Raw genomic sequence first — 26061 nt, 5'->3', positions numbered from 1 at the left:
TGGTTTATTCCCTATCGGGACTATCGGGAAAGATGATTTGCAGTAAATCAAGGGGGCTATGTGCGATGTAATCGGCTCCCCAGGCCTCTGGAGGCTCTTTACAGCCGCAATATCCATAGGCGGCTGCGACAGTCTTCATACCAGCAACTTTGCCGGCAAGAACGTCTCTAATGTCATCGCCAACGTAGATAGACTGTGTAGGGTCGATATTGGCGGTTCTGGCGGCATGCAGTATGGGTTCAGGATGCGGCTTTGAATATGGGGTGGTATCGCCAGAAACCGTAGAAACGGCACGCTGACGCAGACCCATGAGGTCTGTTAAGGGAATGGTAAAGCGCTCACTTTTGTTGGTAATGATTCCCCACGGGAGCTTTGCAGCATCCATTTGGTCTAGCAAATGATCAATTCCATCAAATAATTTGCTATCCACAAGCAATGCTTTTTCGTAGTTACTAAAAAACTCATCGCGTAAGGCAATGAAATCTGCATGGTCGGGGGCAATTCCAAACGCACCCTCCTCAAGTAGGCCGCCTCGTGCACCGGCTGATGCGTAAGGCCGGAGGAATGTATAGGGCTTAGGAGATAAATTACGCGCTACAAGCAGTTGATTGGTAGCGGCTACCAAATCCGGCGCTGTGTCAGCTAAAGTGCCATCTAAATCGAAAAAGATGCCTTGATAAGGGCTTGATGCATTACTCATGGGTATTGCTTCTTTACGGCAATCATGTAGTTCACATCCACATCATCGCTTAGGCTATAGACCTGAGTGAGTGGGTTGTAACTTAAGCCTTTTATGCCGACCATCTCTAGACCTGCATGACGAGTAAAAGCCATAAGTTCTGAAGGTTTAATAAATTTAGCGTACTCGTGAGTGCCCTTTGGGAGTAATTTGAGAATGTACTCGGCGCCAATAATGGCAAATAAATAGGATTTTGGGCTGCGATTCAGTGTGCTGAAAAATAGTGTGCCACCCGGTTTGCAGAGCTTGGCACAAGCACGCACTACGGATGCGGGATCAGGTACGTGCTCCAACATTTCCATACAAGTCACTACGTCATATTGTTCTGGTTGTTCATCAGCAAGCGCTTCTGCGGAGATAGAGCGGTAAGTGAGATTGGCGCCCACTTCTAATGCATGCAATTCTGCAACCTTGAGCGCCTTTTCGGATAGATCGATGCCAGTTGTTTCTGCGCCTGATTGAGAAATAGATTCCGCCAAGATGCCGCCACCGCAACCAATATCAACAACCTTCTTACCCTCTAGATTGACAAAGGATTTGATCCAGCCCAATCGCAAAGGGTTAATTGCATGCAATGGTTTGAATTCGCTATTAGGATCCCACCAGCGATGGGCGAGGGCGCTAAATTTGGCGATTTCAGATTGGTCGACGTTCATATGGATTGGGCAAACAGATTGCTAATGGAGAAGTTTATGAATATGAATAGCGGAAATAAAAAAGCCCGCTAGAAGCGGGCTTTTTTACAAGTAAAGTGAATTACTTAGCTGCTGTACCAACAACTTCGATGTCAGTACGGCGGTTCTTAGCGCGGCCTTCAGCAGTTGCATTTGATGCAACTGGATTGCTCTTGCCTTTTGATTCTGTGTAGATACGGCTACCGTCAACACCTTTGCTTGTCAGGTAAGTCTTAACTGACTGAGCACGACGCTGACCGAGGGCCATGTTGTATGCATCTGTACCAACGCTGTCAGTGTTACCAACAGCAATGATTACTTCTAGCTTGATTTTCTTCAAGTCAACAGCGATCTTGTCCAAAGTAGCTTTACCTTCTGGTTTCAAGTCAGACTTGTTGAAGTCATAAAGTGTGTCAGCTTGCAAAGTGATTTTGCTTTGGCTAACGCCAGAAGCTGCACCACCAGTCAATGCACCGTCACAACCTTTAGCTGCAGTAGCAGGTGTCCAGCTGTTATCACGCCAGCACAATGCGCCGTCGCCGTTTTTCCAGTTCAAGCCAGAGCTGTTTTCCCAGTTATCAGATGCAATTGCTGCAGTAGCAGAAACAGTGATAACAGAAGCCAGCAACACTTTTAGGGTTTTGTTCATTTTTAGTCCTCAAAAATCTCTTTTTTTAATTAACTTTAAATGTAATTCGCCCTACCTTGATGCAAAAAACTGCAAAGCGACACATCTCAATTTCGTACAAACTGACAGAATCTTAGCATAGGGCCTACCTGTCATCAACCTGTCATCAAAATGATATTATTTCCAGATGGAACAAGCCGCTAAAGAAACACTACCAATATCCCTCGAAGACGAAATGCGGCGGTCCTATTTGGACTACGCAATGAGCGTCATCGTCGGCAGAGCCCTGCCAGACGTGCGTGATGGCCTCAAACCGGTTCACCGCCGGGTCTTATTCGCGATGTATGAATTAAACAACGATTGGAACCGAGCTTACAAAAAATCTGCCCGTATAGTTGGCGATGTAATCGGTAAATACCATCCGCACGGCGATTCTGCGGTGTATGACACCATCGTTCGAATGGCCCAGGATTTCTCTCTGCGCTATATGCTGGTTGACGGGCAGGGCAACTTTGGCTCCGTAGACGGCGATAACGCTGCTGCGATGCGATATACCGAAATCCGCCTACGCAAGATCGCACATGAGCTTTTGGCCGATTTGGACAAGGAAACTGTTGATTTTGGGCCGAATTACGACGGTTCCGAGAAAGAACCCCTGATTTTGCCTGCCAAAGTGCCTAATTTGCTCATAAATGGCAGCTCTGGCATTGCTGTGGGCATGGCGACCAATATTCCTCCCCACAACCTGGATGAGGTGGTTACAGCCTGTTTACACGTGCTTCACAACCCAGAATGCACGATTGATGAGCTCATTGAGATCATCCCAGCCCCCGATTTCCCGACCGCCGGCATCATTTATGGCGTTCAGGGTGTCCGTGAGGGCTATCACACTGGTCGCGGCCGTGTGGTCATGCGAGCTAAGACTCACTTTGAAGATTTGGATAAGGGCGCGCGTCAAGCCATCATCGTTGATGAGTTGCCATATCAAGTGAACAAAAAGAACTTGCTCGAGCGTATCGCCGAGTTAGTGAATGAGAAAAAAGTTGAAGGCATTTCTGACTTGCGTGATGAGTCAGACAAATCCGGTATGCGCGTTGTGATTGAGCTCAAACGCGGTGAGGTGCCTGAAGTTGTTCTGAATAATTTGTACAAGAGCACTCAGCTGCAAGATAACTTCGGTATGAACATGGTGGCCTTGGTAGATAACCAACCACGCTTGTTGAACTTGAAGCAAATGCTTGAGTACTTCTTGCAGCATCGTCGTGAAGTTGTTACACGTCGCACAATTTTTGAATTGCGCAAAGCACGCGATCGCGGTCACGTCTTAGAAGGCTTGGCTGTTGCGTTAGCTAACATCGATGAGTTCATTGCGATTATTAAAGCTGCTGCAAACCCTGTCATTGCTAAGCAGGAGTTGATGGGCAAAGCTTGGGATTCGTCGATGGTGCGCGAGATGTTGGCGCGTGCTGAGACTGATACGCCAGGCGGCCGTAACGCCTATCGCCCAGAAGGATTGTTGCCTGAGTACGGCATGCAAACTACTGGCTTGTATCGACTCTCCGATAGTCAAGCACAAGAAATTTTGCAAATGCGTTTGCAACGTTTGACAGGTCTTGAGCAAGACAAGATTGTTAACGAATACAAAGAAGTAATGGCAGAGATTTCTGACTTGCTTGACTTGTTAGCGAAGCCAGAGCGTGTAACTCAAGTGATTGAAACTGAATTGAAAGAAGTTCAATCTGAATTTGGTATTGCTGGTGGTGATACAGGTCGTCGTTCATTTATTGAAATGAATGCAACCGAACTCTTCACTGAAGATTTGATTACACCGCAAGATTTAGTGGTGACACTCTCAAATACTGGTTATATGAAGAGTCAGCCGCTGAGCGAGTACCGCGCACAAAAACGCGGTGGTCGAGGCAAGCAAGCTGCTGCTACTAAGAACGAAGATTGGATTGAAACACTCTTCGTTGCAAATACGCATGACACAATCCTTTGCTTCTCTGATCGTGGTCGCATGTATTGGCTCAAGGTATGGGAAGTTCCACAAGGCAGCCGCACTTCTCGTGGCAAACCGATCGTCAATATGTTCCCGTTGATTGAAGGCGAGAAGATCACTGTGATTCTCCCAATCAAGGGTTATCAGGACGATCAGTATGTATTTATGGCTACTAGCTTGGGTACTGTGAAGAAGACGCGTTTGTCTGACTTCTCTAACCCACGTAAAGCCGGAATTATTGCGGTTGACTTGAACGAAAACGACTTCTTGGTTGGCGCTGCCATTACTGATGGCCAGCATGATGTGATGTTGTTCTCTGATGCTGGTAAAGCAGTGCGTTTTGACGAGAATGATGTTCGCCCAATGGGCCGTACCACACGTGGTGTGCGCGGTATGAACCTAGGTGAAGGTCATCAAGTGATTGCGATGTTAGTTGCCCCAGCGGAGGCTGCGGAAGGTGTTGAGGCGGCCGTGGTTGATGCAAACGGTATTGCCATTCCAAGCAGTGTGTTGACTGCGACAGAAAACGGTTTCGGTAAACGTACCCCAATCGCTGAATACACCCGTCATGGCCGTGGCACTAAGGGCATGATTGCCATCCAGACTTCAGAGCGCAACGGTAAAATTGTTGCTGCCGCCTTGGTATCTCCGGAAGATCAAATTATGTTGATCACTACTGGTGGTGTCTTGGTGCGCACACGCGTTTCTGAAATTCGTGAGATGGGTCGCGCTACTCAAGGTGTTACTTTGATTAACGTAGATGAAGGTACGCGTTTATCTGGCTTGCAGCGTATTGCTGAAAGCGATTCAGATGACGATACGGCAGGTGACGCTTAAGCGTCACCTCTAGACTAGACACATCATGACTTTTGACCGCCGCATTTTTAATTTCGCTGCGGGGCCTGCTACTTTGCCAGAAGAGGTATTGAAGCAGGCTGCTGATGAAATGCATAATTGGCGCGGGCTCGGTACCAGCGTGATGGAAATTAGCCATCGCAGTAAAGAGTTCATGGAAGTGTATGAGGAGGTCATTCAAGATCTTCGTACGCTTATGAATATCCCTGATACATACGAGATCTTGCTTTTGCAAGGTGGCGGCCTTGGTCAAAATGCTGCTATTTCAATGAATCTCATGCCTTTGGCAAAGAATGGCCCCAAGGCTGATTTTTTGGTAACGGGTATTTGGTCAGAAAAATCATACAAGGAAGCGCAAAAATATGGCACAGCAAATTTAGCTGCATCATCTGCTGCAGAAAAATTTAATACGATTCCTGCTAGATCCACTTGGCAGCTATCAAGTGATGCAGCTTACGTGCATTACTGTGCGAACGAAACTATTGGCGGCGTAGAGTTTCCAGATGTGCCGGATGTCGGCGATATTCCACTGGTTGCTGATATCTCTAGCAACATTCTGTCCAAAGAGATGGATGTGAATCAATGCGCTGTTTGGTTTGGTGGAGCGCAAAAAAATATCGGACCTTCTGGCGTAACTATTGTGATCGTACGCAAAGATCTTATTGGCCACAGCATGGGTATCACACCAACGATTTGGGATTGGTCTGTGCAAGCCAATACGCAGTCCATGATTAATACCCCCCCTACGTTCTCGATATACATGGCGGGCTTAGGCTTTAAGTGGTTACTTCAGCAGGGCGGCGTGAAGTCGATTGAAAAGCGGAATCAAGAAAAAGCAGATTTGCTATACAACTTCTTAGATCAAAGTAGCTTGTATGAGAATCACGTTAGCAAAGAATATCGTTCACGCATGAACGTGACTTTCTTCCTAAAAGATGAGAGTCTGAACGCTGAGTTTTTGGCGCAATCTAATGCTGCCGGTTTGGTTGCTCTGCGCGGTCATAAAGCTGCGGGAGGTATGCGTGCCAGTATTTATAACGCCATGCCTATTGAAGGTGTAAAAGCCTTGGTTGAATTTATGCGCGACTTTGAAAGGCGGGCTTAATGAGTACTGAAGAACAGCACTTGACTCCCTTGCGGGAAAAGATTGATGCTTTGGATACGCAGATTTTAGATTTGCTGACACAGCGCGCAAAAGCTGCGCAAGAAGTTGGTCATGTCAAAGGTGGTTTTGCTTCACCAGTGTTTCGTCCTGAGCGTGAGCGCCAAGTGGTTGCCCGTCTACAAGAAATTAACGCGGGTCCTTTACTTCCAGATGGTATTGCTGCCATTTGGCGTGAAGTGATGTCTGCATGCAGAGCTTTAGAAGCGCGTCAAACGATTGCTTACCTTGGGCCTGTAGGAACATTCTCTGAGCAAGCGGCGCAAACCTATTTCGGCCATTCGATTGCCGGCCTACCTTGCGCAAGCTTAGATGAGGTGTTTAAGGCGGTAGAGAAGGGTGCGGCGCAATTCGGTGTCGTTCCTGTGGAAAACTCTAGCGAAGGCGCAATCTCACGTACCTTGGATTTATTGTTGGATTCTTCCATGCGTATCAGTGGTGAAGTTGTTCTACCGATTCGCCATCATTTGTTGACTAAGAGCGGTAACTTAGACGGTGTGACAACGGTATGTGCGCATGCTCAAGCATTGGCGCAGTGTCAGCAATGGCTGAGCGTGCATGCTCCGCAATTAAAGCGTCAAGCCGTTAGTAGTAATGCAGAAGCGGCACGTATGGCGGCGAGCGACCCGAGTTTGGCTGCAATTGCCGGAGATCCTGCGCAAGAAGCTTATGGCCTACAAGCGGTAGCCGCACAAATTCAAAATGATCCTCACAACCGCACACGTTTCGTTGTTGTTGGTAACTATGCATGCCAATCAACCGGTAAAGATCAAACCTCTTTGGTGCTCTCCGTAGACAATCAACCTGGCGCTGTGCACCGCTTGCTTGCGCCCTTAGCTAAGCATGGCGTCTCCATGAATCGCTTCGAGTCTCGCCCGGCGCGCAAAGGCACTTGGGAATATCACTTTTATATCGACATTGCTGGGCATGCTGATGATGCCAAAGTGGTGAAGGCGCTTGAAGAGCTCAAGGGCGTTGCCGCTTTCTATAAAAATCTTGGTTCTTATCCGCACTGTGCGTGATTGAGTGTGAAAAATAGATTAATCAAATAGCAATTAAAAAATTAGCAAAACTCGAATGACATCCAAATCCAAGATTGGCTTAAAACATATTCATGCAATTGCACCTTACGTTGGTGGGCGTCCCATCAGTGAGGTTGCTCGCGAATATGGCCTTGATGAAAACAAGATTGTGAAGTTGGCGTCCAACGAAAATCCATTGGGTATGCCTAAGTCCGCGAAAGAGGCGATGCTCAAGGCAGCGAGTGATTTGGGCCGATACCCTGACTCCAATGGTTTTGAGCTCAAGAATGTTCTCGCTACGCGCCTGGGGGTGCCAACCGCTTGGATTACCTTGGGTAATGGCAGTAACGATATTTTGGAATTGGCAGCCCGGGCTGTGGCCCAAGCAGGCGATGAGGTTATTTTTTCTAAGCACGCTTTTGCTGTTTACCCTTTGGCAACCCAAGCGGTTGGCGCAAAAGCGATTGAAGTGGCCGCTACTGCAATTTATGGCCATGGCTTACCGGCCATGTTGGCTGCAATTAAAACATCCGGTGATAAAGCTAAATTGGTCTTTGTAGCTAACCCAAATAATCCTACTGGCAGCTACTTAACTGAGAAAGAAATTGAAGATTTCTTGGTGGCAGTTCCATCCAATGTGGTGGTGGTGCTTGATGAAGCTTATAACGAATACCTTACCCCAGAGCAGCGCTACGATGCGATAGCTTGGGTAAAGCGTTTCCCAAATATGATTTTGTCGCGTAGCTTCTCTAAAGCTTATGGTTTAGCGGGGCTTCGTATCGGTTACGGAGTTGCCCAGCCGCATCTAACTGATTTATTGAACCGTATACGTCAACCATTTAATGTAAATAGTCTTGCGCAAGCTGCAGCGATTGCGGCGTTTCAAGACAAGGCATTCTTGCAGCAAGGTTTTGAGTTAAATCGCGCCGGCTATACACAGTTGACCAATGCCTTTGATGGACTTAACTTGAAATACTTGCCATCTGCAGGTAATTTTGTATTGGTAAAAGTGGGTGATGATGATCAAGCGGGTGCACGAATCAATCTAGAGTTACTGAAGCGCGGCATCATTGTTCGTCCTGTTGGTAACTACGGATTGCCGCAGTGGCTGCGCATCTCAATAGGCTTGCCAGAAGAAAATGCCGCTTTTATTGCAGCCTTGAAAGAAATACTTTCCTAATGACCATCATTAACCCAGCAAGCAATTACGGTACCGTCACCATTGTGGGTGTTGGCTTAATCGGCGCTTCGTTAGGTCTAGCGCTCAAGCAAGCTGGAGTGGCAACTAAAGTTCTGGGTGTGGGTCGTAGCAAAGAGAATTTAGATCAAGCAAAAAAGATGGGTGCGATTGATGGTGTGGTTGATTTGGTTGAGGCTGCCAAGCAATCCGATGTGATCGTGCTTTGCGTGCCAGTTGCGCAAATGCGAGCAGCGTTTGAGACGATTGAGCCGCATCTTGAGCCGCGCACCATGATTACCGATGCAGGCAGCACCAAGGGTGATGTTATTTTGACGGCCAAAAAAGTGCTTGGTAAAAAGGCTTGCCAAGTTGTACCGGCTCACCCAATAGCGGGTGGCGCTCAGCACGGTGCCAGTGCTGCAAAGGCAGATTTATTCAAAGGTAAGCAGACCATCATTTGTCCTTTACAAGAAAATTCTCCGCAAGATACGGCTTTGATCACTGGCTTTTGGGAGAGCATTGGCTCTGAAGTAAAAAAGATTGGCGTTGTCCAGCACGATGCAATTTACGCGGCGGTTTCCCATCTTCCGCATCTCTTGTCTTATGCCTTAATGGCTAGCGTGGTGAATTCTGAAGACGCCGAGCAGAAATTAAGCCACGTTGGTGCGGGCTTTAAGGATTTCACGCGCATAGCAGCCTCAAGCCCAGAGATGTGGCGTGACGTTTGCTTAGGTAATCGTACGGCTATCTTGAAAGAGCTCGATCAATACTTGTTGATCGTGAATCACATGCGTAAGCTCATCTCTGAAAATGATGGCGCAGGCTTAGAGAAATTATTTAATAAGGCTAGCAAAGCACGTCAAGATTTGGATGTGCTTTGATGAGTGGTTTGCCAGACATTCAGATTGGCCCATTCAAGCGCGCACAAGGCGCGATTGTTTTGCCGGGATCCAAAAGCATCTCTAATCGTGCCCTCCTACTAGCTGCGTTATCCACTGGCACAACGACTCTGAAGAATTTGCTGGATGCTGATGACACGCAGGTAATGCGTAGTGCATTGCGTCAGTTGGGTTTATCGGTTACCGATCAAGAAAATCATGTTTGTGTAGCTGAGGGGTGCGGCGGTCAATTTCCTGTGCGTGAAGCGGACCTCTTTATGGGTAATGCAGGTACTGCGATTCGTCCACTTACTGCAGCTCTTGCGATGCAAGGCGGTAACTATCGCTTATCCGGTGTTGCCCGTATGCATGAGAGACCGATTCGTGATTTGGTTGATGGCTTACGTCAGGTAGGCGCAAAGATCGATTATGAATTGCAAGAGGGTTACCCTCCAATCAACATTTCAGCGGCAGATATTCAAATCAAAGATGTCGTGAAGGTGCGTGGCGATGTCTCGAGCCAGTTCTTAACGGCATTGCTCATGGCTTTGCCTTTGGTGGCTAAGGAGCCGGTACGCATTGAAGTCATTGGCGAGTTAATTTCACGCCCTTACATTGATATTACTTTGAAGCTCATGGCGCGTTTTGGTGTCACAGTAGCTTGCCCTGATAAGCAATCGTTTGTCATTCCGGCGAAAACTTCGGATGCGGTTTATAAGAGTCCAGGTCAGTTATCGGTGGAGGGGGATGCTTCATCAGCCTCTTACTTCTTGGCCTTGGGCGCCATTGGTGGCGGCCCTGTGCGGGTCCTGGGTGTTGGCAAGGACAGCATTCAAGGCGATGTCGCTTTTGCTGACGCGCTTGCTCTGATGGGCGCAAAAATTACTACTGGTGAAGATTGGATTGAAGTTGCTGGCGTGAAGAATGCGAGCGGCAAATTAAATGGCATCACCATTGACTGTACAGAAATTCCGGATGCAGCAATGACGCTTGCGGTAGCTGCATTATTTGCAGAAGGCCCAACTCGCTTAAATAGCATTGCTAGTTGGCGTGTAAAGGAAACAGATCGCATTGCGGCCATGGCCAAAGAATTAAAAAAAGTTGGTGCGATTGTTGAGGAAGGCGCCGACTACATTGTTGTGCAAGCCCCAGCATCTGTAAGTAACTGGAAGACGCCAAGTGAAGGTATTGATACATACGATGATCATCGTATGGCGATGTGCTTCTCGCTTGCTGCGTTTGGTCCAAATGCTCTCAAGATCAATGATCCCAACTGTGTGGCAAAAACATTCCCCACCTACTTCGCTGAGTTTGCGAAAGTGGTGAGCTAAACCTATTCTATTTTTATGAGTCTTCCACCGGTCATCGCGATTGACGGGCCCACCGCCTCAGGCAAAGGAACTGTCGCCTCATTAGTTGCCGAAAAGCTTGGATTTCATTATTTGGATAGTGGGGCCCTTTACCGTTTAGTGGCTTTAGCAAGCGAAAAGCAAGGAATAGACGTCAAAAATGGCCCAGAATTAGGCTTTTTAGTTCCTAAGTTATTGATTTCATTCAAAAATAGTAAAATTTTTCTCAATGGCGATGATGTTACAGATGCTATACGTGTAGAAAATATTGGCCTTAGGGCCTCTGCCTTGGCTGTCCATCCAGAAGTTAGGGCTGCTTTAGTAGGTCTACAACGTAGCTTTCGCCAGTTACCAGGCTTAGTGGCTGATGGCAGGGATATGGCCAGCGTCATATTCCCAGACGCAGTTTTGAAGGTTTTTCTCACTGCAACCGCCGCCGCCAGGGCCAAGCGTCGCTATAAGCAATTGATAGATAAGGGAATTTCTGCTAAACTTGAGGACTTGCTGCAAGATTTGCAAGAGCGCGATGCCAGAGACAGTAGTCGAGGTGCAGCACCCTTGTTAGTTGCAGACGGTGCAAAAGTGCTTGAAACATCAGATTTGTCGATAGATCAAGCAGTTAAGACAGTTTTAGATTGGCATCAATCTGCAATTGCTTAGTTTTGTAGTAAGTTGTACGCAGTAGTTTTGGTGTCTTAAGAAACTCCACAACGCGACTTTTTCATTAGCGTGTTTCTTTAAGACTTTTTTAACCTAACCCGTCGGGCCTTCTGACGGCAAAAAGTGAATACACATGTCTAAATCATTTGCAGAATTATTTGAAGAATCATTAACCCGATCGAATATGAAGACCGGCCAAGTTATTTCGGCTGAAGTTCTTCGCATCGACCATAACTTCGTCGTTGTTAACGCTGGCTTAAAGTCTGAAGTGTTTATTCCTGTTGAAGAATTCCATAACGACGCTGGCAAGATTGAAGTAGCTCCTGGCGATTTCGTTTCTGTTGCTATTGACGCTCTTGAGAACGGCTATGGCGACACAATCCTTTCCCGTGACAAAGCAAAACGCTTGGCCTCATGGATGAATTTGGAAAAAGCTCTCGAGCAAGCTGAGATCGTTACCGGTACTGTTACTGGTAAGGTTAAAGGCGGCTTGACTGTGATGGTTAACGGTATCCGCGCATTCTTGCCTGGATCACTCGTTGATACACGCCCAATCAAAGACACCAGCCCTTACGAAGGTAAGACGATGGAGTTCAAGGTTATCAAGCTTGACCGTAAGCGTAACAACGTAGTGTTGTCACGTCGTGCTGTTGTTGAAGCTAGCCAAGGTGAAGAGCGTGCTAAGTTGATGTCTAACCTTAAAGAAGGCGCTGTTGTTACTGGCCTCGTTAAGAACATCACTGATTACGGCGCATTCGTTGACCTCGGTGGTATCGATGGCCTCTTGCACATCACTGACTTGGCATGGCGTCGCGTGCGTCACCCAAGCGAGATGTTGACTGTTGGTCAAGAAGTTACCGCGAAGATTTTGAAGTTCGATCAAGAGAAGAACCGTGTTTCACTCGGCGTGAAGCAACTTGGTGATGATCCTTGGGTGGGTATCGCTCGTCGTTACCCATCAAATACCCGTTTATTCGGCAAGGTAACCAATTTGACTGATTACGGCGCATTCGTTGAAATCGAGTCTGGTATCGAAGGTTTGGTTCACGTTTCCGAAATGGATTGGACTAATAAGAACGTTGCTCCAAGCAAAGCTACTGCATTAGGAACCGAAGTTGAAGTAATGGTTCTGGATATTGATGAAGACAAGCGTCGTATTAGCTTGGGCATCAAACAGTGCAAAGCAAACCCATGGGAAGAGTTCTCACGTTCACAGCGAAAAGGCGACAAGCTTTCTGGTGTAATCAAGTCAAGCACTGACTTTGGTGTGTTCATTGGCTTGCCTGGTGGTATCGACGGTTTAGTTCACCTCTCAGACCTCTCATGGAATGAGCCAGGCGAAGAAGCTGTTAAGAAATACAAAAAAGGTGATGAAGTTGAAGCCATCGTATTGGCAATTGATGTTGAGAAAGAGCGTATCTCTCTCGGTATCAAGCAATTGTCTGGTGACCCATTCAACAACTACACATCTGTCAGCGACAAGGGTAGCCTCGTAACTGGTACTGTGAAAGCGGTTGATGCTAAGGGTGCAACTATTCACTTAGCTGATGAAGTTGAAGCTTACTTACGTGCTTCTGAGATCTTAACAGATCGCGTTGAAGATGCACGCAATGTATTGAAAGAAGGCGACAGCGTAACTGCAATGATCATCAATATTGATCGCAAGTCACGCGCAATCAATCTTTCAATTAAAGCAAAAGACAGCTCTGATCAACAAGATGCAATGAGCAAGCTCCAAGGTGATGCGCAGTCTGGCACAACCAATTTAGGTGCTTTGTTAAAAGCAAAATTGGACAATCAAGGCTAAATCAATATCGCCGCTTTCCACTGGGGGAGCGGCGATTTTTTTATTGATAGATCATGACAGATCAAGAGCAACAAGCAATTACCCGCTCCGAACTAGTGGAGAGTCTTGCGGAACAGTTTCCGCAGCTTCTGCCTAGGGACGTAGAGTTGGCGGTAAAAACATTGCTGGACACAATGACCCATGCTTTGGCTGAGGGTAAGCGTATCGAGCTGCGCGGCGTAGGAAGCTTTGTGCTTCATCATCGTCCTGCGCGCACTGGCCGCAATCCAAAGTCCGGCGAGAAGGTATTGATTCCAGAGAAGCGCGTTCCACACTTTAAGCCAGGCAAAGAGTTGCGTGAGCGAGTTGATTACAAGCCATTGAAGCAGGCGGGCCCCAAAGAGGGTTCTGGTGCCTAATATTCAAGCTAAACCTCAGTGGTCCATTCGGGCCATTTTTTTATTTAAATCCTGCCTAGCATGATTCAGCTATCTGCATCTTGGCTATTGCTATTGCTATTGCTATTGCCCATCATGTTTGGTGTTGGTTGGATGGCTGCGCGTTGGGATTTGCGCCTTGAAAATCGCATGGATGAGCGTGAACGCATGCGTCAGCAACGCTCTACATTTAAAGGCCTTAGTCTTTTATTGAATGAGCAGCCAGATCAAGCAATTGAAACTTTAGTCAAGATTGCGCAACTGGACCCTGAGACTGTTGAACTTCATTTTTCATTAGGGAATTTATTCCGTCGTCGCGGAGAGACTGAACGTGCCATTAAGGTTCATCAGCATTTAGCAAATCGCGATGATTTAAAGCCTCGTGATCGCGATCATGCTGCTTACGAATTGGGTCGTGACTTCTTGCGCGCTGGTTTGTTAGATCGCGCTGAGTCTTCCTTAAATCGCGTGGGTGAGGGCAAATTTGCTGTGCCTGCTAAGGAAAGTCTGCTGGAAATGTATCAGGTGGAGCGTGATTGGAAAAAAGCCATCATTGCTGCAACTGAGTTAGAAAGCTTGCAAGGTAAATCACATCAAACTGAGATTGCCCAATTCCACTGTGAGTTAGGTCAGGATGCTTTGCGCCGCAAAGATCTTGCTGAGGCTGAGCAGCCTATTCAGCGTGCCTTACAGGCTGTTCCGAATCATGCGCGTGCCTTGATACTGCAAGGCGACTACTTTATGGCAACTGAGCGTCCAGCACAGGCGATCGAGGCTTGGAGCGTGATTGCGAACTCCCATCCTGCCTACATGCATTTATTAGCCGATCGCTGGATGTTGGCGCATACCGAGTTAGGTAAAACTGATGAAGGTTTGGATCGTTTATGCGAGCTATTGAAGACTCAAGCATCAGGTGAGCTTTTGGATATTGTCCATAAGCAGCTCATGAAAATTCGGGGTCCTCAAGCGGCCAATGTGATGTTGTCTGAAGTGATTCAACACTCCCCAAGCTTAAGCGCCTTATCAAAGTTGGCTGAAACGCGTTTGGCGATTGAAGAGAACGGCGCGCATCCAGAGAGAGTGATTGAGCTTCAGTCTATCTTAAATATTTTGCGTCAACGTACAACAAGTTTGGCTCGCTATACCTGTGGCAATTGCGGTTTCCGCGCAAGACGGTTCTATTGGCAATGCCCTGGCTGCAATCACTGGGAGGCATACTCCCCAAGACGAAGTGAAGGTGTCGCACCTAGCGGCCCTTCAATGTAATCTCGAAATTTAGCAATCATTAGGAGTTCATTTGAAAGTCACTATCATCGGCAGCGGTTATGTAGGTTTGGTTACTGGCGCATGCTTGGCTGAGCAAGGCAACAATGTTTTTTGCCTGGATTTGGACCCTAAAAAAATTGAGATTTTGAATTCTGGCGGCGTTCCAATCTATGAACCTGGCCTAAAGGAAATGATTGAGCGTAATCGTGCCGCCGGCCGTTTGCAGTTCTCTACCGATATTGCTGCTTCTGTTGCTCATGGCGATATTCAATTTATCGCTGTAGGCACGCCTCCAGATGAGGACGGCTCTGCAGACTTGCAATACGTTGTTGCGGCTGCACGCAATATTGGCCGTCATGCAGCCACACCTAAAGTGATTGTTGATAAATCTACTGTTCCAGTGGGTACTGCTGATAAGGTTTCAGCCGCCATCACTGAGGGGTTAGAAAAAAGAAATTTACCGCTAGATCTTTGCTCGGTAGTATCGAATCCAGAGTTCTTAAAAGAAGGCGCTGCCGTTGAAGACTTCATGCGCCCGGACCGTATCGTGATTGGTACTGAAAATACTCCTGCTGGTTTGCGTGCCAAGGAGCAAATGCGCAAGCTGTATGCCCCGTTTAACCGTCATCATGAGCGCACCTATTACATGGATGTGAAAAGTGCAGAGCTGACTAAATATGCTGCTAACGCCATGTTGGCAACACGTATTTCTTTTATGAACGAGTTGGCGAATTTGGCTGACTTAGTAGGTGCGGATATTGAAGCTGTTCGCCAGGGTATTGGATCGGATTCTCGAATTGGTTTTGGTTTCTTGTATCCAGGCACTGGCTATGGTGGATCATGCTTCCCAAAAGATGTGTCCGCTTTATCTAAAACTGCGAAAGAGCACGGCAGAGAGTTAAAGATTCTGGATGCGGTAGAAGCGGTGAACGAGATTCAAAAGTACGTTTTGGTTGAGAAGATTGAAAAGCGCTTTGGCAAAGATTTGTCGAATATGAAGTTTGCGTTGTGGGGATTGGCATTTAAGCCCAATACCGACGATATGCGCGAAGCACCAAGTCGAGTCATTATTCAAGAATTGGTTAAGCGTGGTGCAACGGTAGTGGCGCATGATCCTGTAGCCATGCCCGAAGCAAAACATTGCTTAGATTTAGACTTCAAAGACAATCCTGCGGGCCTGCAAAAGGTTTCCATGGTTGCCGATCCAATGGCTGCTTTAGATGGATGCGATGCATTGGTGATTGTTACTGAGTGGAAAGCGTTCCGTAGCCCTGATTTCGAGCAAGTGATGCAAAAGCTTACTCGCCCAGTGATTTTTGATGGCCGTAACTTGTATGAGCCACAAGCCATGAAAGACTTGGGTATTGAGTACTTTGCCATTGGCAGACATAATTAAGCAGCTGATATTAAATAGATAAAGATACTTAAAAGCACATGGAAAAAGCCAACCGAGAACAATTCTCCCAAACGCGCTTGCTCGTAGTTGGGGATGTCATGTTAGATCGTTACTGGTTTGGCGATACCAATAGGATCTCTCCTGAAGCGCCTGTGCCGGTAGTGCAGGTTGGGAAAATTGATGAGCGCCTTGGTGGCGCTGCCAACGTAGCCCGTAACGTCGCTGCTTTGGGCGCTAATACAACCATCTTGGGTATCGTTGGCAATGATGAGCCAGGCAAGCGAGTGGTTGAGTTGCTCAAGTCTGGCGGCGTAGATAGTCGACTCGAAATTGACGCCCAAGTTCCAACGATTGTGAAGTTGCGTGTTATTGCTCGTCAGCAGCAACTGATTCGCTTGGATTTTGAAGAAGCCCCCAGTGAGAAAGCACTTGCCCACAAGTTGGAGCGTTTTGAGAAATTGGTTGGCGCTGCAGATGTCGTGATTCTGTCTGATTACGGCAAGGGTGCATTAGGGCAAGTTGCCCACATGATTGAGCAAGCAAGAGCCCAGAAAAAAATGATCTTGGTTGACCCTAAGGGGGAAGATTATGAAAAATATCGCGGCGCAACCGTTTTAACGCCAAACCGCAGCGAGTTACGTCAGGTGGTTGGCAGCTGGACAAGTGAAGAAGATTTGACCAAAAAAGCACAGGATCTCAGAAAGTCATTAAATCTTGAGGCTCTATTGCTGACACGCTCTGAAGAGGGTATGAGCTTATATACCGAAGCTGGTGTAAGTCACGTTAAGGCGCAAGCACGCGAAGTGTTTGATGTGTCTGGTGCGGGTGATACAGTAATTGCTACATTGGCGGTTGCATTAGCGGCTAAATGGCCATTAGAAAAAGCGATGGCGCTTGCTAACCGTGCCGGTGGTATTGTGGTTGGAAAATTGGGTACTGCAACCGTTACTTCAGAGGAATTACAGTGACTATTATCGTAACTGGAGCCGCTGGCTTTATTGGCGCCAATATTGTTCAAGCGCTCAATGCGCGTGACGAGAAAAATATTATTGCAGTAGATGACTTACGTCCTGCAGATAAATATCGCAATTTAGCTGATTTGGACATCATTGATTATCTCGATAAAGATGAATTCCTTGAGGCCTTCCGAAGCGGCAAGCTGGGAAAAGTTGAGGCAGTGTTTCATGAAGGAGCTTGCTCCGATACTATGGAAACAGACGGCATTTTCATGATGGCGAATAACTACCGCTACACCATGGATTTGTTGGATATCTGCACAGCTCAAAAGGTACAGTTACTCTATGCCTCTTCAGCAGCAACCTATGGTGGCTCTGATGTATTTGTAGAAAGCCGCGAGCATGAGAAGCCGCTCAATATTTATGGCTACTCTAAGTTCTTGTTTGATCAAGTGATGCGTAAGCGCTTTACTGAAAAGGCCAATACTGCTCAAGTGGTTGGCTTTCGCTATTTCAATGTATATGGCCCTCGTGAATCTCATAAAGGCCGCATGGCATCAGTTGCTTTTCACCAATACCACCAGTACAAAGCCAATGGTCACGTAAAACTCTTTGGTGAGTATGGTGGTTATGGGCCAGGCGAACAAAGTCGTGACTTTGTATCGGTCGAAGATGTGGTGAAGGTCAATTTATTCTTCTTGGATCATCCAGAAATCAGCGGCATCTTCAATTTGGGTAGTGGTCGCGCACAACCCTTTAATGATGTTGCCCATGCAGTTGCAAATGCAATGCGTAAGCTTGATAAGGCAGCGCCTGCAAGCCTGACAGAGTTGGTAAAAGAAAATGCGATTGAGTACATTCCGTTTCCGGATGCACTCAGAGGAAAGTATCAGTGTTTTACTCAAGCAGATTTAACTAAGCTTAGAGATGCTGGCTATTCAGAGCCTTTCCTCAATGTTGAGCAAGGTGTAGGGCGTTACATTGAATGGCTTGAGGCCAATGCTGGATTCTTGGCTAACCCTTTACTAACCCTTTAGATAGCAAATAAGACTGTACCAATGAAATTTTTCTTAGCGATTGCCATTTGGGTAATTAGCTTTGGTGTTAGTGCTCAAGTTTTTGATGTCCCTCATGCGGATGAGGCTCCTACAAAAACTTTATTAGTCCAACCCTCAAAACCACGTGCTCTAGTGCTGTTATTTCCGGGTGGTGGTGGCATAGCAGGCATCTCCGATAGTGGTGCGGTAAGAAGTAAACATACTTTTGTTCGCTCTTTGGGGATGTGGGAGCAATATGGCATCGCAGCGGTGCTAGTGGATAGCCCATATGACTTAGGCGATCTGCGCAGAGGCAATCTACGTGGCCGCCAAGACCATCTGACAAGAGTGGATGAGGTGGTTAAGTTTTATAAAGCTAAATTTGGTTTGCCGGTGTGGATATTTGGCCATAGCATGGGTAGCTCCACAGCCACTTATTATGCGAATGAATTAGGCGCATCAAAAGGCACGCTTTCTGGAATTATCATTGCAGGAACAATTTATAGCGCATCCTTGAATGATGAAGTAAGCCTTCCTGTGCTTGGCATACACCATGCTCATGATGGATGCGCTGGTACTCCCGTTGTAGCAACCTCCAGAGTCATTGAGGGCAGGCCCTCTAAATACGTTTCTTAGTTGGAAATTATTGAAGGCGGCATCTCTGAAGGTGGTGTATGTGAATCCTTTGCTTACCATGGCTTTAATCAAACTGAGCCCGAGTTTGTGAAGCGCGCTGCTCAATTTATCTTGAGCCATTAATTTAGCAGGGCGTCAGTAAATACCGATTTAGTTGCTGGGGACCTAATTCGCTCAACCAATCTTCCGCATTCTCGTTGTAAACGATCCACGCGCACTTTGTGTCCGTGGATTTTTTATTTACTTCAGGAGAGTACATGAATATAAATTTCAATTTGAGTGACTTAAGAGGTCTAGTAAGGGCCGCGGCTTTGGCCATCGCATTTGCAGTAGTTCCCTATGGTGCTTATGCATCCCCAGTTAACGTGAATACAGCCACTCAGTCAGAGCTTGAAGGTATCAAGGGAATTGGTCCAGCCAAGGCAAAGACTATTATTGCGGAGCGTTTAGATGGCGGCCATTTTCAGGATGCCAATGATTTGCAGAAGCGGGTGCGTGGTATCGGCATGAAGTCGGTTGAGAAAATGGTGGATAACGGCCTCACAATTGAAACCCCCAGTTCTTTTCGTGAGCCTAATGGGCGTGCAAAAAAGAAGGAGGGCGGAGCTAGTGGTCGACGCAATTCTCGTGGTCAAGCTGGTACTCGCCATCAGCCGGAGCGTTCGGGGTCAACTCGACGAAATTAAACCCTTTCGGGTGTAGTGGCGCTTATGGCTAAAATGGCTTTATGAGCAAACCTTCTTACCTGACGATTTCGCAAACTGTGGGCAATACGCCCTTAGTTCGCCTACAACGTATTCCCGGCCTTGAGAATGAGAATCGTGGCAACGTCATCCTGGGTAAGCTAGAGGGTAATAATCCAGCCGGGTCGGTGAAAGATCGACCTGCGCTGTCGATGATCATGCACGCACAAGAGCGTGGAGAAATTAAACCGGGCGATACCTTAATAGAAGCTACCAGTGGGAACACGGGAATTGCTTTGGCAATGACTGCAGCTATGCTGGGTTACAAAATGATTTTGGTGATGCCTGAGAACCAAAGTATCGAGCGTCGCCAAAGTATGGCCGCGTATGGCGCGGAATTGATTCTAACTGCAGCTTCTGGTGGTATGGAATTTGCCAGAGACTATGCTCTGCAATTGCAAAGAGAAGGGCGCGGTAGATTGCTTGATCAGTTTGCTAATCCTGATAATCCAAGAGCGCATATAGAAACTACTGGTCCTGAAATTTGGCGAGATACCGATGGACAGATAACGCACTTTGTATCTGCCATGGGCACCACTGGAACAATCACGGGAGTCTCTACTTATCTCAAGTCAATGAATCCTGAGATTCAGATTATTGGTGTGCAACCAGAAGAGGGTTCACAGATTCCGGGAATTCGTAAATGGGCGCCCGAGTATTTGCCAAAGATTTATCAGGGCGATAGAGTGGATCGTATCGAATATGTCACGCAAGTCGATGCAGAAGAAATGGCGCGACGCTTAGCCGCACAAGAGGGCATCTTCTGCGGGATCTCTGCTGGCGGGGCTCTGGTCGTGGCCTTACGTATTGCCCGCCAGGTTGAAAATACGACGATTGTCTTTATTGTTTGCGATCGCGGCGACCGCTATTTATCTACAGGGGTGTTTCCAGCCTAAGCCCTGTTAAGACTTAGGTCGTCTTAGCCTTTTTCTTTACCCCAGATTTTTTAGCCTTAGCCTTTTCACTGCCCGCCTTGGGTGTTACTGCCTTTGAGGGTGCTTCTACTGGCACAACACTTTGATTCTTGTAGCCCAGAGCCTCTGCAAATTCAGCAACACTTTGTGCGTAGAAATTACTGCGGTTGTATTGAACAATCGTTAAGAAATTATTAAGACCCACAAAATATTGCGCTTGATCAAGACCATCTTTATCGGGGTATGGTAAGTCAACAATAAATGCCTTACTTTGGGGTTCAACACCGCCACTTTGTAAATCACCTTGCTGCTTTGTCAAAATTCCACGATCAATCAATTCTTGTACTGTGTACTTTAATTTCGGCTCACCGTCAGCCAATTCTTTGGCAGCTGGTATAGCATTTGTTTGAGCTGGGAAGGAGATCGGCATTCCAGCCTGCCAGCCATGTTGCTTCATAAAGTTTGCGACACTCACAATCGCATCTTTGGGGCTTTGCTTTAAATCGATGCGCCCATCTCCATCGCCATCCACTGCAAAGTTGCGAATACTGCTGGGCATAAATTGCGGTAGGCCAATAGCGCCTGCATAAGAGCTATTTTGGTTGAGACAACTGCTAAACCGGGAAGAGCTCATGCCCTGGGTAGTATTGTGGGCAGGTAATTTGCCCCCTGCCTCAGTCCAGCAGAGCAGAATCAATTCCTTGAGCTGGTCTTTGAAAAGCTGTTCTCTCGCTGGCTTATTTGGGGTCTCTGGGTAACTAAAGGCTAGAGTGGATAAAACATCCTTTACGCGAAAGTTGCCTGTTTGGCGTCCATAAATCGTTTCAATGCCAATAATCGCAACGATGATTTCGGCTGGAACCCCATATTCCTGTTGGGTTTGGCTCAAAAAGGCCTGATTCTCGTCCCAAAAAGCTCTGCCGGCCTTAAGCCTGACAGGTTCAATAAAGCGCTTGCGATAAGCCAGCCAATTTTTCTTAAATGTGCCCGATGGGGGTAATACCAATTTGCGTATGGATGGAAACGTTTTAGCCTCTAGAAAGCCTGTTTCTAGGGCTAAAAGGGGTATTTCTTGAGTCTGGGAGACCTGATTCAATAGCTCATTCAGATTTTGGCTAAAACGGGCCTCAGTAACCGCATCGTCAGACTGGTTTACGATGGGCTGCTGCTGTTGAGTTTGTTGGGTTGGGGTGCTAGAGCAGGCCGTAAGGACTGCAGTAAGGCAGGAGACGCGAATATTCATGCGCAGGGTATTGGATATTTGAGAATTGAACACGTTGTATTGGATTATAAAAAACTACAGTTTTGCTATTAGGGATTTTTGAGTAATGACAACAGGATACATAACTCATCCAGACTTTCTGAAACATGAGATGGGAAGCCATCATCCAGAGTGTCCTGAACGAATTCAAGCGATTAATGACCAACTCATTCGCAGTGGGGTTGATCGCTTCTTGCATCACTTGGATGCTCCGCTGGCCACCGAGGATCAGCTCGAGCTAGTCCACAGCCCTGATCATGTCTCTTTTGTGCGTGACCGCGCCCCTGAGAGTGGTTATTTCATGCTTGATGGCGACACCATCATGAATCCACATACCTATAGAGCCTCTCTTCGCGCTGCCGGTGCAGCGATTGCGGGCGTGGATGCTGTCATGAAGGGCGAGGTTGAGAATGTCTTTTGTGCCGTACGCCCCCCGGGCCATCATGCTGAGCCAACCCGTTCAATGGGCTTTTGTCTGTTTGATAACGTCGCCATTGCTGCGCGTTACGCCATGGAAGCTTACGGCATTAAACGTGTAGCAATTATTGATTTTGATGTGCATCACGGCAACGGAACAGAGGCCGCCTTTTTAATGACCCGAATGTCATGATGTGTAGTTTCTTTCAGCATCCTTTTTATCCTTATAGCGGCCTTGATCACGCTAACAATATGGTGAATGTGCCATTGCCTGCGGCTACTCGAGGTGATGTAGTGCGCTCGATTGTGGAAGAACGTTGGTTGCCTGCTTTACGTAATTTTGAGCCTGAGTTGATTATTATTTCTGCGGGATTTGATGCGCACCGCGAAGACGACTTAGGTCAGATGGGTTTAGTTGAGGATGACTACGCGTGGATTACAAAGCGCCTTAAAGAAATCGGCAATCAATATGCGCAAAACCGTATCGTGAGCTGCTTAGAGGGTGGCTATAACTTATCTGCATTGGGTCGCAGTGTAGTTGCGCACATTAAGGCTTTGGCTGATATTTAAATGAGCCATTAAATCAATCTAGCAAATTTAAAAGTAATACTGATTATCAAAGGTCCAGGATGGCAAATATTTATGAACAAGGTTTGGAGCGTAACTCCGCAAACTTCACGCCGATTACACCACTTTTATTTTTAGAAAGATCTTCAGAGATCTACCCAAATAAAACCGCTGTCATTCATGGCAAATTACGCCAGACCTGGAAGCAAACTTATGAGCGTTGCCGTCGCCTTGCTAGCGCTTTGCAAAAGCATGGCATCGGTTTGGGGGATACCGTAGCGGTAATGTTGCCAAATACCCCACCAATGGTGGAGGCTCACTTTGGTATTCCAATGGCGGGCGCTGTATTGAATGCGCTTAATACTCGCTTAGATGCTGAGTCTGTGGCATTCATGCTTAATCATGGTGAAGCCAAAGTGGTCATCGTAGATCCAGAGTTCTCGGTTGTTATGAAAAAAGCAATTGAGATTGCGAAGAAGGATTCGGGCCGCGAATTTTTAGTGATTGAGGTTGAGGAAAAAGAATTTGATGTGCCTGGTGAGAAATTAGGAAAACTCACTTATGAGGCTTTACTTTCTGAGGGAGATCCAAATTTCGCATGGCAAGTGCCTGCAGATGAATGGCAAGCCATTTGCCTGAACTACACCTCGGGTACGACTGGCAATCCGAAGGGTGTTGTGTACCACCACCGCGGTGCAGCCATTAACGCCATTTCCAATGTGTTGGATTGGGATATCAACAAGCATCCTGTATATCTTTGGACCTTGCCCATGTTCCATTGCAATGGCTGGTGCTTCCCATGGACGATTGCTGCGCGTGCGGGTGTCAATGTCCGCTTGCGCCGCGTAGACGCGCAACATATTTTGCCGCCATTAAAGAGCATGGTGTAACCCACTACTGTGCGGCGCCGATCGTGCACAACCTATTGGTTAATGCGCCCGATGAACTGAAGGCTGGCGTGCCTGCAGGCGTCAAGGGTTTGATTGCGGGCGCTGCGCCTCCCGCTTCCATTATTGAAGGCATGGAAAAGCTTGGTTTTGACTTAACGCACGTATATGGTTTGACCGAGGTTTATGGTCCTGCAGCTGTGTGCGTTAAACAAGATGAGTGGAATGATTTGGATATTGGCGAACGCGCTCGTTTGAATGCTCGTCAGGGTGTGCGTTATCACATGCAACAGGCGATTTCTGTATTGGATCCTGAAACCATGGGTGAAATTATGTTCAAGGGCAATCTCGCCATGAAGGGTTACCTGAAGAACGAAAAAGCAACTAAAGAAGCTTTTGAGGGCGGTTGGTTCCACTCTGGTGACTTGGCTGTCATGAATCCTGATGGCTATGTGAAGATGAAAGACCGCAGTAAAGACATCATTATTTCTGGCGGAGAAAATATCTCCTCTGTTGAAGTGGAGGATGTGCTCTATCGCCACCCAGCAATCAATGCCGCTGCAGTTGTCGCTAAGCCAGATCCTAAGTGGGGCGAAACACCTTGCGCTTTCTTAGAAATCAAACCTGGTGTTGAGGTCACGGCTGATGAGATCATTGCCCATTGCAAGCAGCATTTGGCGGGCTTTAAGGTGCCTAGAGCCATTGTATTCTGCGAGCTGCCTAAGACCTCGACTGGCAAGATTCAGAAGTTTGAATTACGTAAACAGGCTGGATCTGCCACCGCTATTGATGTCTAGGAATTAGGTATCAGGCCGGATAAATTAGGTATCAGGCCGGATAAAATAGATCATTAACCATTATTGAGAATTCCAAATGAAAATCTTAGTAGCAGTAAAGCGCGTTGTTGATTACAACGTCAAAATTCGGGTGAAATCAGATAACTCTGGTGTTGATCTTGCTAACGTCAAGATGAGCATGAACCTTTTTGATGAGATTGCTGTGGAAGAGGCAGTGCGTTTAAAGGAAGCGGGCACTGCAACTGAAGTGGTTGTGGTTACGGCTGGTGCAACACAGTGCCAAGAAACACTTCGCACTGCATTAGCCATTGGCGCAGACCGCGCTATCCTCGTTGAAACTGATGCTGAACTGCAGCCTTTAGCAGTAGCCAAGATTCTCAAGGCACTTTCTGAGAAAGGGCAAGCGCAAATTATTATTCTTGGTAAGCAAGCAATTGATGACGACAGTAATCAAACCGGCCAGATGTTGGCAAGCTTGATGGATATTCCACAGGCAACCTTTGCATCTAAAGTGGTGGTGGCGGATGGTAAAGCTACTGTGACTCGTGAAGTCGATGGTGGATTGGAAACCATTGCCCTATCTTTGCCAGCCGTAATTACAACTGACTTGCGTTTGAACGAGCCACGTTATGTGACCTTGCCAAACATTATGAAAGCCAAGAAGAAGACGGTTGATATCGTCAAGCCTGAAGACTTGGGTGTGGATATTGCTCCGCGTCTCAAAACACTCAAAGTAGAAGAGCCGCCTAAGCGCTCTGCTGGCGTGATGGTTGCTGATGTAGCAGCCCTTGTAGAAAAACTCAAAAATGAAGCGAAGGTGATCTAAATGGCTGCACTTGTTATTGCTGAACACGACAATCAATCTTTAAAAGCGGCGACCCTCAATGCGGTAGCAGCTGCTTTGCAGTGCTCTCCAGAGGTAGATATTTTGGTTGCTGGTAATCAATCCAATGCCGCTGCTCAATCTGCCGCAAAAATTGCGGGCGTACGTAAGGTCATTCAAATTGATGCAGCTAATCTCGCTGATCAATTAGCTGAGCCTTTGGCGGCGCAGATCCTCTCTATTGCTAACGGCTACAGCCATATCTTGGCACCTGCAACTGCGAACGGTAAGAATGTATTGCCACGCGTTGCTGCTAAGTTGGATGTTGCTCAGTTATCGGACATTACTAAAGTAATCTCTGCAGATACTTTTGAGCGTCCCATTTATGCGGGTAATGCGATTGCCACTGTTCAGTCTGCCGACCCAGTAAAAGTGATCACTGTGCGCACCACTGGTTTTGATCCGGTTGCTGCCACAGGTGGTTCCGCCACTATTGAAAAAGCAGCGACGGCTGACAGCAAAGCTTCATCATCTTTTGTTGGTCGTGAGTTAACAAAATCAGATCGTCCAGAATTGACTGCTGCCAAGATCATCGTATCTGGTGGTCGTGGCTTAGGTTCGGGCGAGAAGTATGAAGAGTTGATTACACCATTGGCTGATAAGCTGGGCGCTGCTCTAGGCGCCTCACGTGCAGCGGTAGATGCTGGTTATGTTCCAAATGATTACCAGGTTGGGCAAACCGGCAAGATTGTTGCGCCACAGCTTTATATCGCAGTAGGTATCTCTGGCGCTATTCAGCACTTGGCGGGTATGAAGGATTCAAAAGTAATCGTGGCAATTAATAAAGATCCAGAAGCGCCAATCTTTGGCGTGGCAGATTATGGTTTAGTCGCTGATCTCAATACTGCAGTACCAGAGTTAACCAAAGCCTTAGGTTAAATCACAAATTCATTGTTTGAAATTCGTTAGTCGAATTGATTAAAGAGGAGTTG

At 47.1% G+C, this 26061-nt stretch carries 22 protein-coding genes and 3 pseudogenes; 21 read left to right on the top strand and 4 right to left on the bottom strand.

Annotation, left to right across the window (positions count from 1 at the left end; genetic code table 11):
* Nucleotides 1-4: 4 nt before the first annotated feature.
* From DXE27_RS01075 to ompA, 3 genes are all read right to left on the bottom strand, one after another.
* Nucleotides 5-700, bottom strand: coding sequence for an HAD family hydrolase (locus DXE27_RS01075; RefSeq protein WP_128112569.1), 696 nt, complete (start codon nucleotides 698-700; stop codon nucleotides 5-7).
* Nucleotides 697-1395 carry a bifunctional 2-polyprenyl-6-hydroxyphenol methylase/3-demethylubiquinol 3-O-methyltransferase UbiG gene (gene ubiG / locus DXE27_RS01070; protein WP_128112568.1) on the bottom strand — a complete coding sequence of 233 codons (699 nt, stop codon included), beginning with the start codon at nucleotides 1393-1395 and terminating at the stop codon, nucleotides 697-699. Before ubiG ends, DXE27_RS01075 begins: the two co-directional genes overlap by 4 nt.
* Before the next feature lie 100 nt (nucleotides 1396-1495).
* A complete protein-coding gene (ompA, locus tag DXE27_RS01065; protein WP_128112567.1) occupies nucleotides 1496-2062 on the bottom strand; it encodes an outer membrane protein OmpA in 567 nt (188 codons plus the stop codon).
* A 166-nt stretch (nucleotides 2063-2228) separates the two neighbouring features.
* On the opposite strand from ompA, the gene gyrA reads away from it, so the two are divergent.
* From gyrA to cysM, 17 genes and pseudogenes are all read left to right on the top strand, one after another.
* Entirely contained in the window at nucleotides 2229-4877 is a 2649-nt protein-coding gene (gyrA, locus tag DXE27_RS01060; RefSeq protein WP_128112566.1) for a DNA gyrase subunit A, read from the top strand.
* A 25-nt stretch (nucleotides 4878-4902) separates the two neighbouring features.
* Nucleotides 4903-6000, top strand: coding sequence for a 3-phosphoserine/phosphohydroxythreonine transaminase (gene serC, locus DXE27_RS01055; protein ID WP_128112565.1), 1098 nt, complete (start codon nucleotides 4903-4905; stop codon nucleotides 5998-6000).
* Nucleotides 6000-7079, top strand: a complete 1080-nt coding sequence (pheA, locus tag DXE27_RS01050; RefSeq protein WP_128112564.1) for a prephenate dehydratase — start codon at nucleotides 6000-6002, stop codon at nucleotides 7077-7079. Before serC ends, pheA begins: the two co-directional genes overlap by 1 nt.
* A 55-nt stretch (nucleotides 7080-7134) precedes the next feature.
* Nucleotides 7135-8259 (top strand): histidinol-phosphate transaminase, encoded by a 1125-nt coding sequence (hisC, locus tag DXE27_RS01045; RefSeq protein ID WP_128112563.1) that lies wholly within the window; start codon nucleotides 7135-7137, stop codon nucleotides 8257-8259.
* The gene (locus tag DXE27_RS01040; RefSeq protein WP_128112562.1) at nucleotides 8259-9140 is read left to right on the top strand and encodes a prephenate dehydrogenase; all 882 of its coding nucleotides are present in this window, start codon (nucleotides 8259-8261) and stop codon (nucleotides 9138-9140) included. Before hisC ends, DXE27_RS01040 begins: the two co-directional genes overlap by 1 nt.
* An 8-nt stretch (nucleotides 9141-9148) precedes the next feature.
* Complete coding sequence (gene aroA, locus DXE27_RS01035) at nucleotides 9149-10468, top strand: 3-phosphoshikimate 1-carboxyvinyltransferase (RefSeq protein ID WP_128113670.1); 1320 nt, start codon at nucleotides 9149-9151, stop codon at nucleotides 10466-10468.
* Nucleotides 10469-10483: 15 nt separating this feature from the next.
* Entirely contained in the window at nucleotides 10484-11146 is a 663-nt protein-coding gene (gene cmk, locus DXE27_RS01030; protein WP_128112561.1) for a (d)CMP kinase, read from the top strand.
* A gap of 133 nt (nucleotides 11147-11279) precedes the next feature.
* A complete protein-coding gene (rpsA, locus tag DXE27_RS01025) occupies nucleotides 11280-12953 on the top strand; it encodes a 30S ribosomal protein S1 (protein ID WP_128112560.1) in 1674 nt (557 codons plus the stop codon).
* A 53-nt stretch (nucleotides 12954-13006) separates the two neighbouring features.
* Nucleotides 13007-13345: pseudogene (locus DXE27_RS01020) on the top strand (integration host factor subunit beta); the annotation flags it as partial.
* A gap of 66 nt (nucleotides 13346-13411) precedes the next feature.
* Nucleotides 13412-14635 (top strand): lipopolysaccharide assembly protein LapB, encoded by a 1224-nt coding sequence (lapB, locus tag DXE27_RS01015; RefSeq protein WP_128112559.1) that lies wholly within the window; start codon nucleotides 13412-13414, stop codon nucleotides 14633-14635.
* Between the two features lie 31 nt (nucleotides 14636-14666).
* On the top strand, nucleotides 14667-16031 hold the full coding sequence (locus DXE27_RS01010) for a UDP-glucose dehydrogenase family protein (RefSeq protein ID WP_128112558.1): 1365 nt from the start codon (nucleotides 14667-14669) through the stop codon (nucleotides 16029-16031).
* Nucleotides 16032-16069: 38 nt separating this feature from the next.
* Nucleotides 16070-16999, top strand: a complete 930-nt coding sequence (gene rfaE1 / locus DXE27_RS01005; RefSeq protein WP_128112557.1) for a D-glycero-beta-D-manno-heptose-7-phosphate kinase — start codon at nucleotides 16070-16072, stop codon at nucleotides 16997-16999.
* Nucleotides 16996-18024 (top strand): ADP-glyceromanno-heptose 6-epimerase, encoded by a 1029-nt coding sequence (rfaD, locus tag DXE27_RS01000; protein WP_128112556.1) that lies wholly within the window; start codon nucleotides 16996-16998, stop codon nucleotides 18022-18024. The genes rfaE1 and rfaD overlap by 4 nt, the downstream gene beginning before the upstream one ends.
* 21 nt (nucleotides 18025-18045) lie before the next feature.
* Nucleotides 18046-18660, top strand: coding sequence for an alpha/beta hydrolase (locus tag DXE27_RS00995; protein ID WP_128112555.1), 615 nt, complete (start codon nucleotides 18046-18048; stop codon nucleotides 18658-18660).
* Complete coding sequence (locus DXE27_RS09945) at nucleotides 18661-18783, top strand: hypothetical protein (RefSeq protein WP_269459783.1); 123 nt, start codon at nucleotides 18661-18663, stop codon at nucleotides 18781-18783. It abuts the gene before it with no gap.
* A gap of 134 nt (nucleotides 18784-18917) precedes the next feature.
* The gene (locus tag DXE27_RS00990; protein WP_128112554.1) at nucleotides 18918-19346 is read left to right on the top strand and encodes a ComEA family DNA-binding protein; all 429 of its coding nucleotides are present in this window, start codon (nucleotides 18918-18920) and stop codon (nucleotides 19344-19346) included.
* Between the two features lie 41 nt (nucleotides 19347-19387).
* Nucleotides 19388-20299 carry a cysteine synthase CysM gene (gene cysM, locus DXE27_RS00985; protein WP_128112553.1) on the top strand — a complete coding sequence of 304 codons (912 nt, stop codon included), beginning with the start codon at nucleotides 19388-19390 and terminating at the stop codon, nucleotides 20297-20299.
* Between the two features lie 13 nt (nucleotides 20300-20312).
* On the opposite strand, the gene DXE27_RS00980 is transcribed toward cysM, so the two are convergent.
* Nucleotides 20313-21560 carry a lytic murein transglycosylase gene (locus DXE27_RS00980; RefSeq protein ID WP_128112552.1) on the bottom strand — a complete coding sequence of 416 codons (1248 nt, stop codon included), beginning with the start codon at nucleotides 21558-21560 and terminating at the stop codon, nucleotides 20313-20315.
* Nucleotides 21561-21645: 85 nt separating this feature from the next.
* Between DXE27_RS00980 and DXE27_RS00975 the strand changes: the two are divergent.
* The 4 genes and pseudogenes from DXE27_RS00975 (at nucleotide 21646) to DXE27_RS00960 (ending at nucleotide 26008) form a co-directional block, all read left to right on the top strand.
* Nucleotides 21646-22565: pseudogene (locus DXE27_RS00975) on the top strand (histone deacetylase family protein).
* A 59-nt stretch (nucleotides 22566-22624) separates the two neighbouring features.
* Nucleotides 22625-24246, top strand: a pseudogene (locus DXE27_RS10350) (acyl-CoA synthetase).
* Nucleotides 24247-24322: 76 nt separating this feature from the next.
* Nucleotides 24323-25072: an electron transfer flavoprotein subunit beta/FixA family protein gene (locus DXE27_RS00965; RefSeq protein WP_128112551.1), complete on the top strand. Its 750-nt coding sequence runs from the start codon at nucleotides 24323-24325 to the stop codon at nucleotides 25070-25072.
* A complete protein-coding gene (locus tag DXE27_RS00960; RefSeq protein WP_128112550.1) occupies nucleotides 25073-26008 on the top strand; it encodes an electron transfer flavoprotein subunit alpha/FixB family protein in 936 nt (311 codons plus the stop codon). It abuts the gene before it with no gap.
* Nucleotides 26009-26061: the final 53 nt, after the last annotated feature.

The sequence above is a fragment of the Polynucleobacter necessarius genome, assembly GCF_900096755.1.
In the GTDB taxonomy this organism is placed as follows: Bacteria; Pseudomonadota; Gammaproteobacteria; order Burkholderiales; family Burkholderiaceae; genus Polynucleobacter; species Polynucleobacter necessarius_K.
This window is presented reverse-complemented; position numbering and strand designations above follow the sequence as displayed.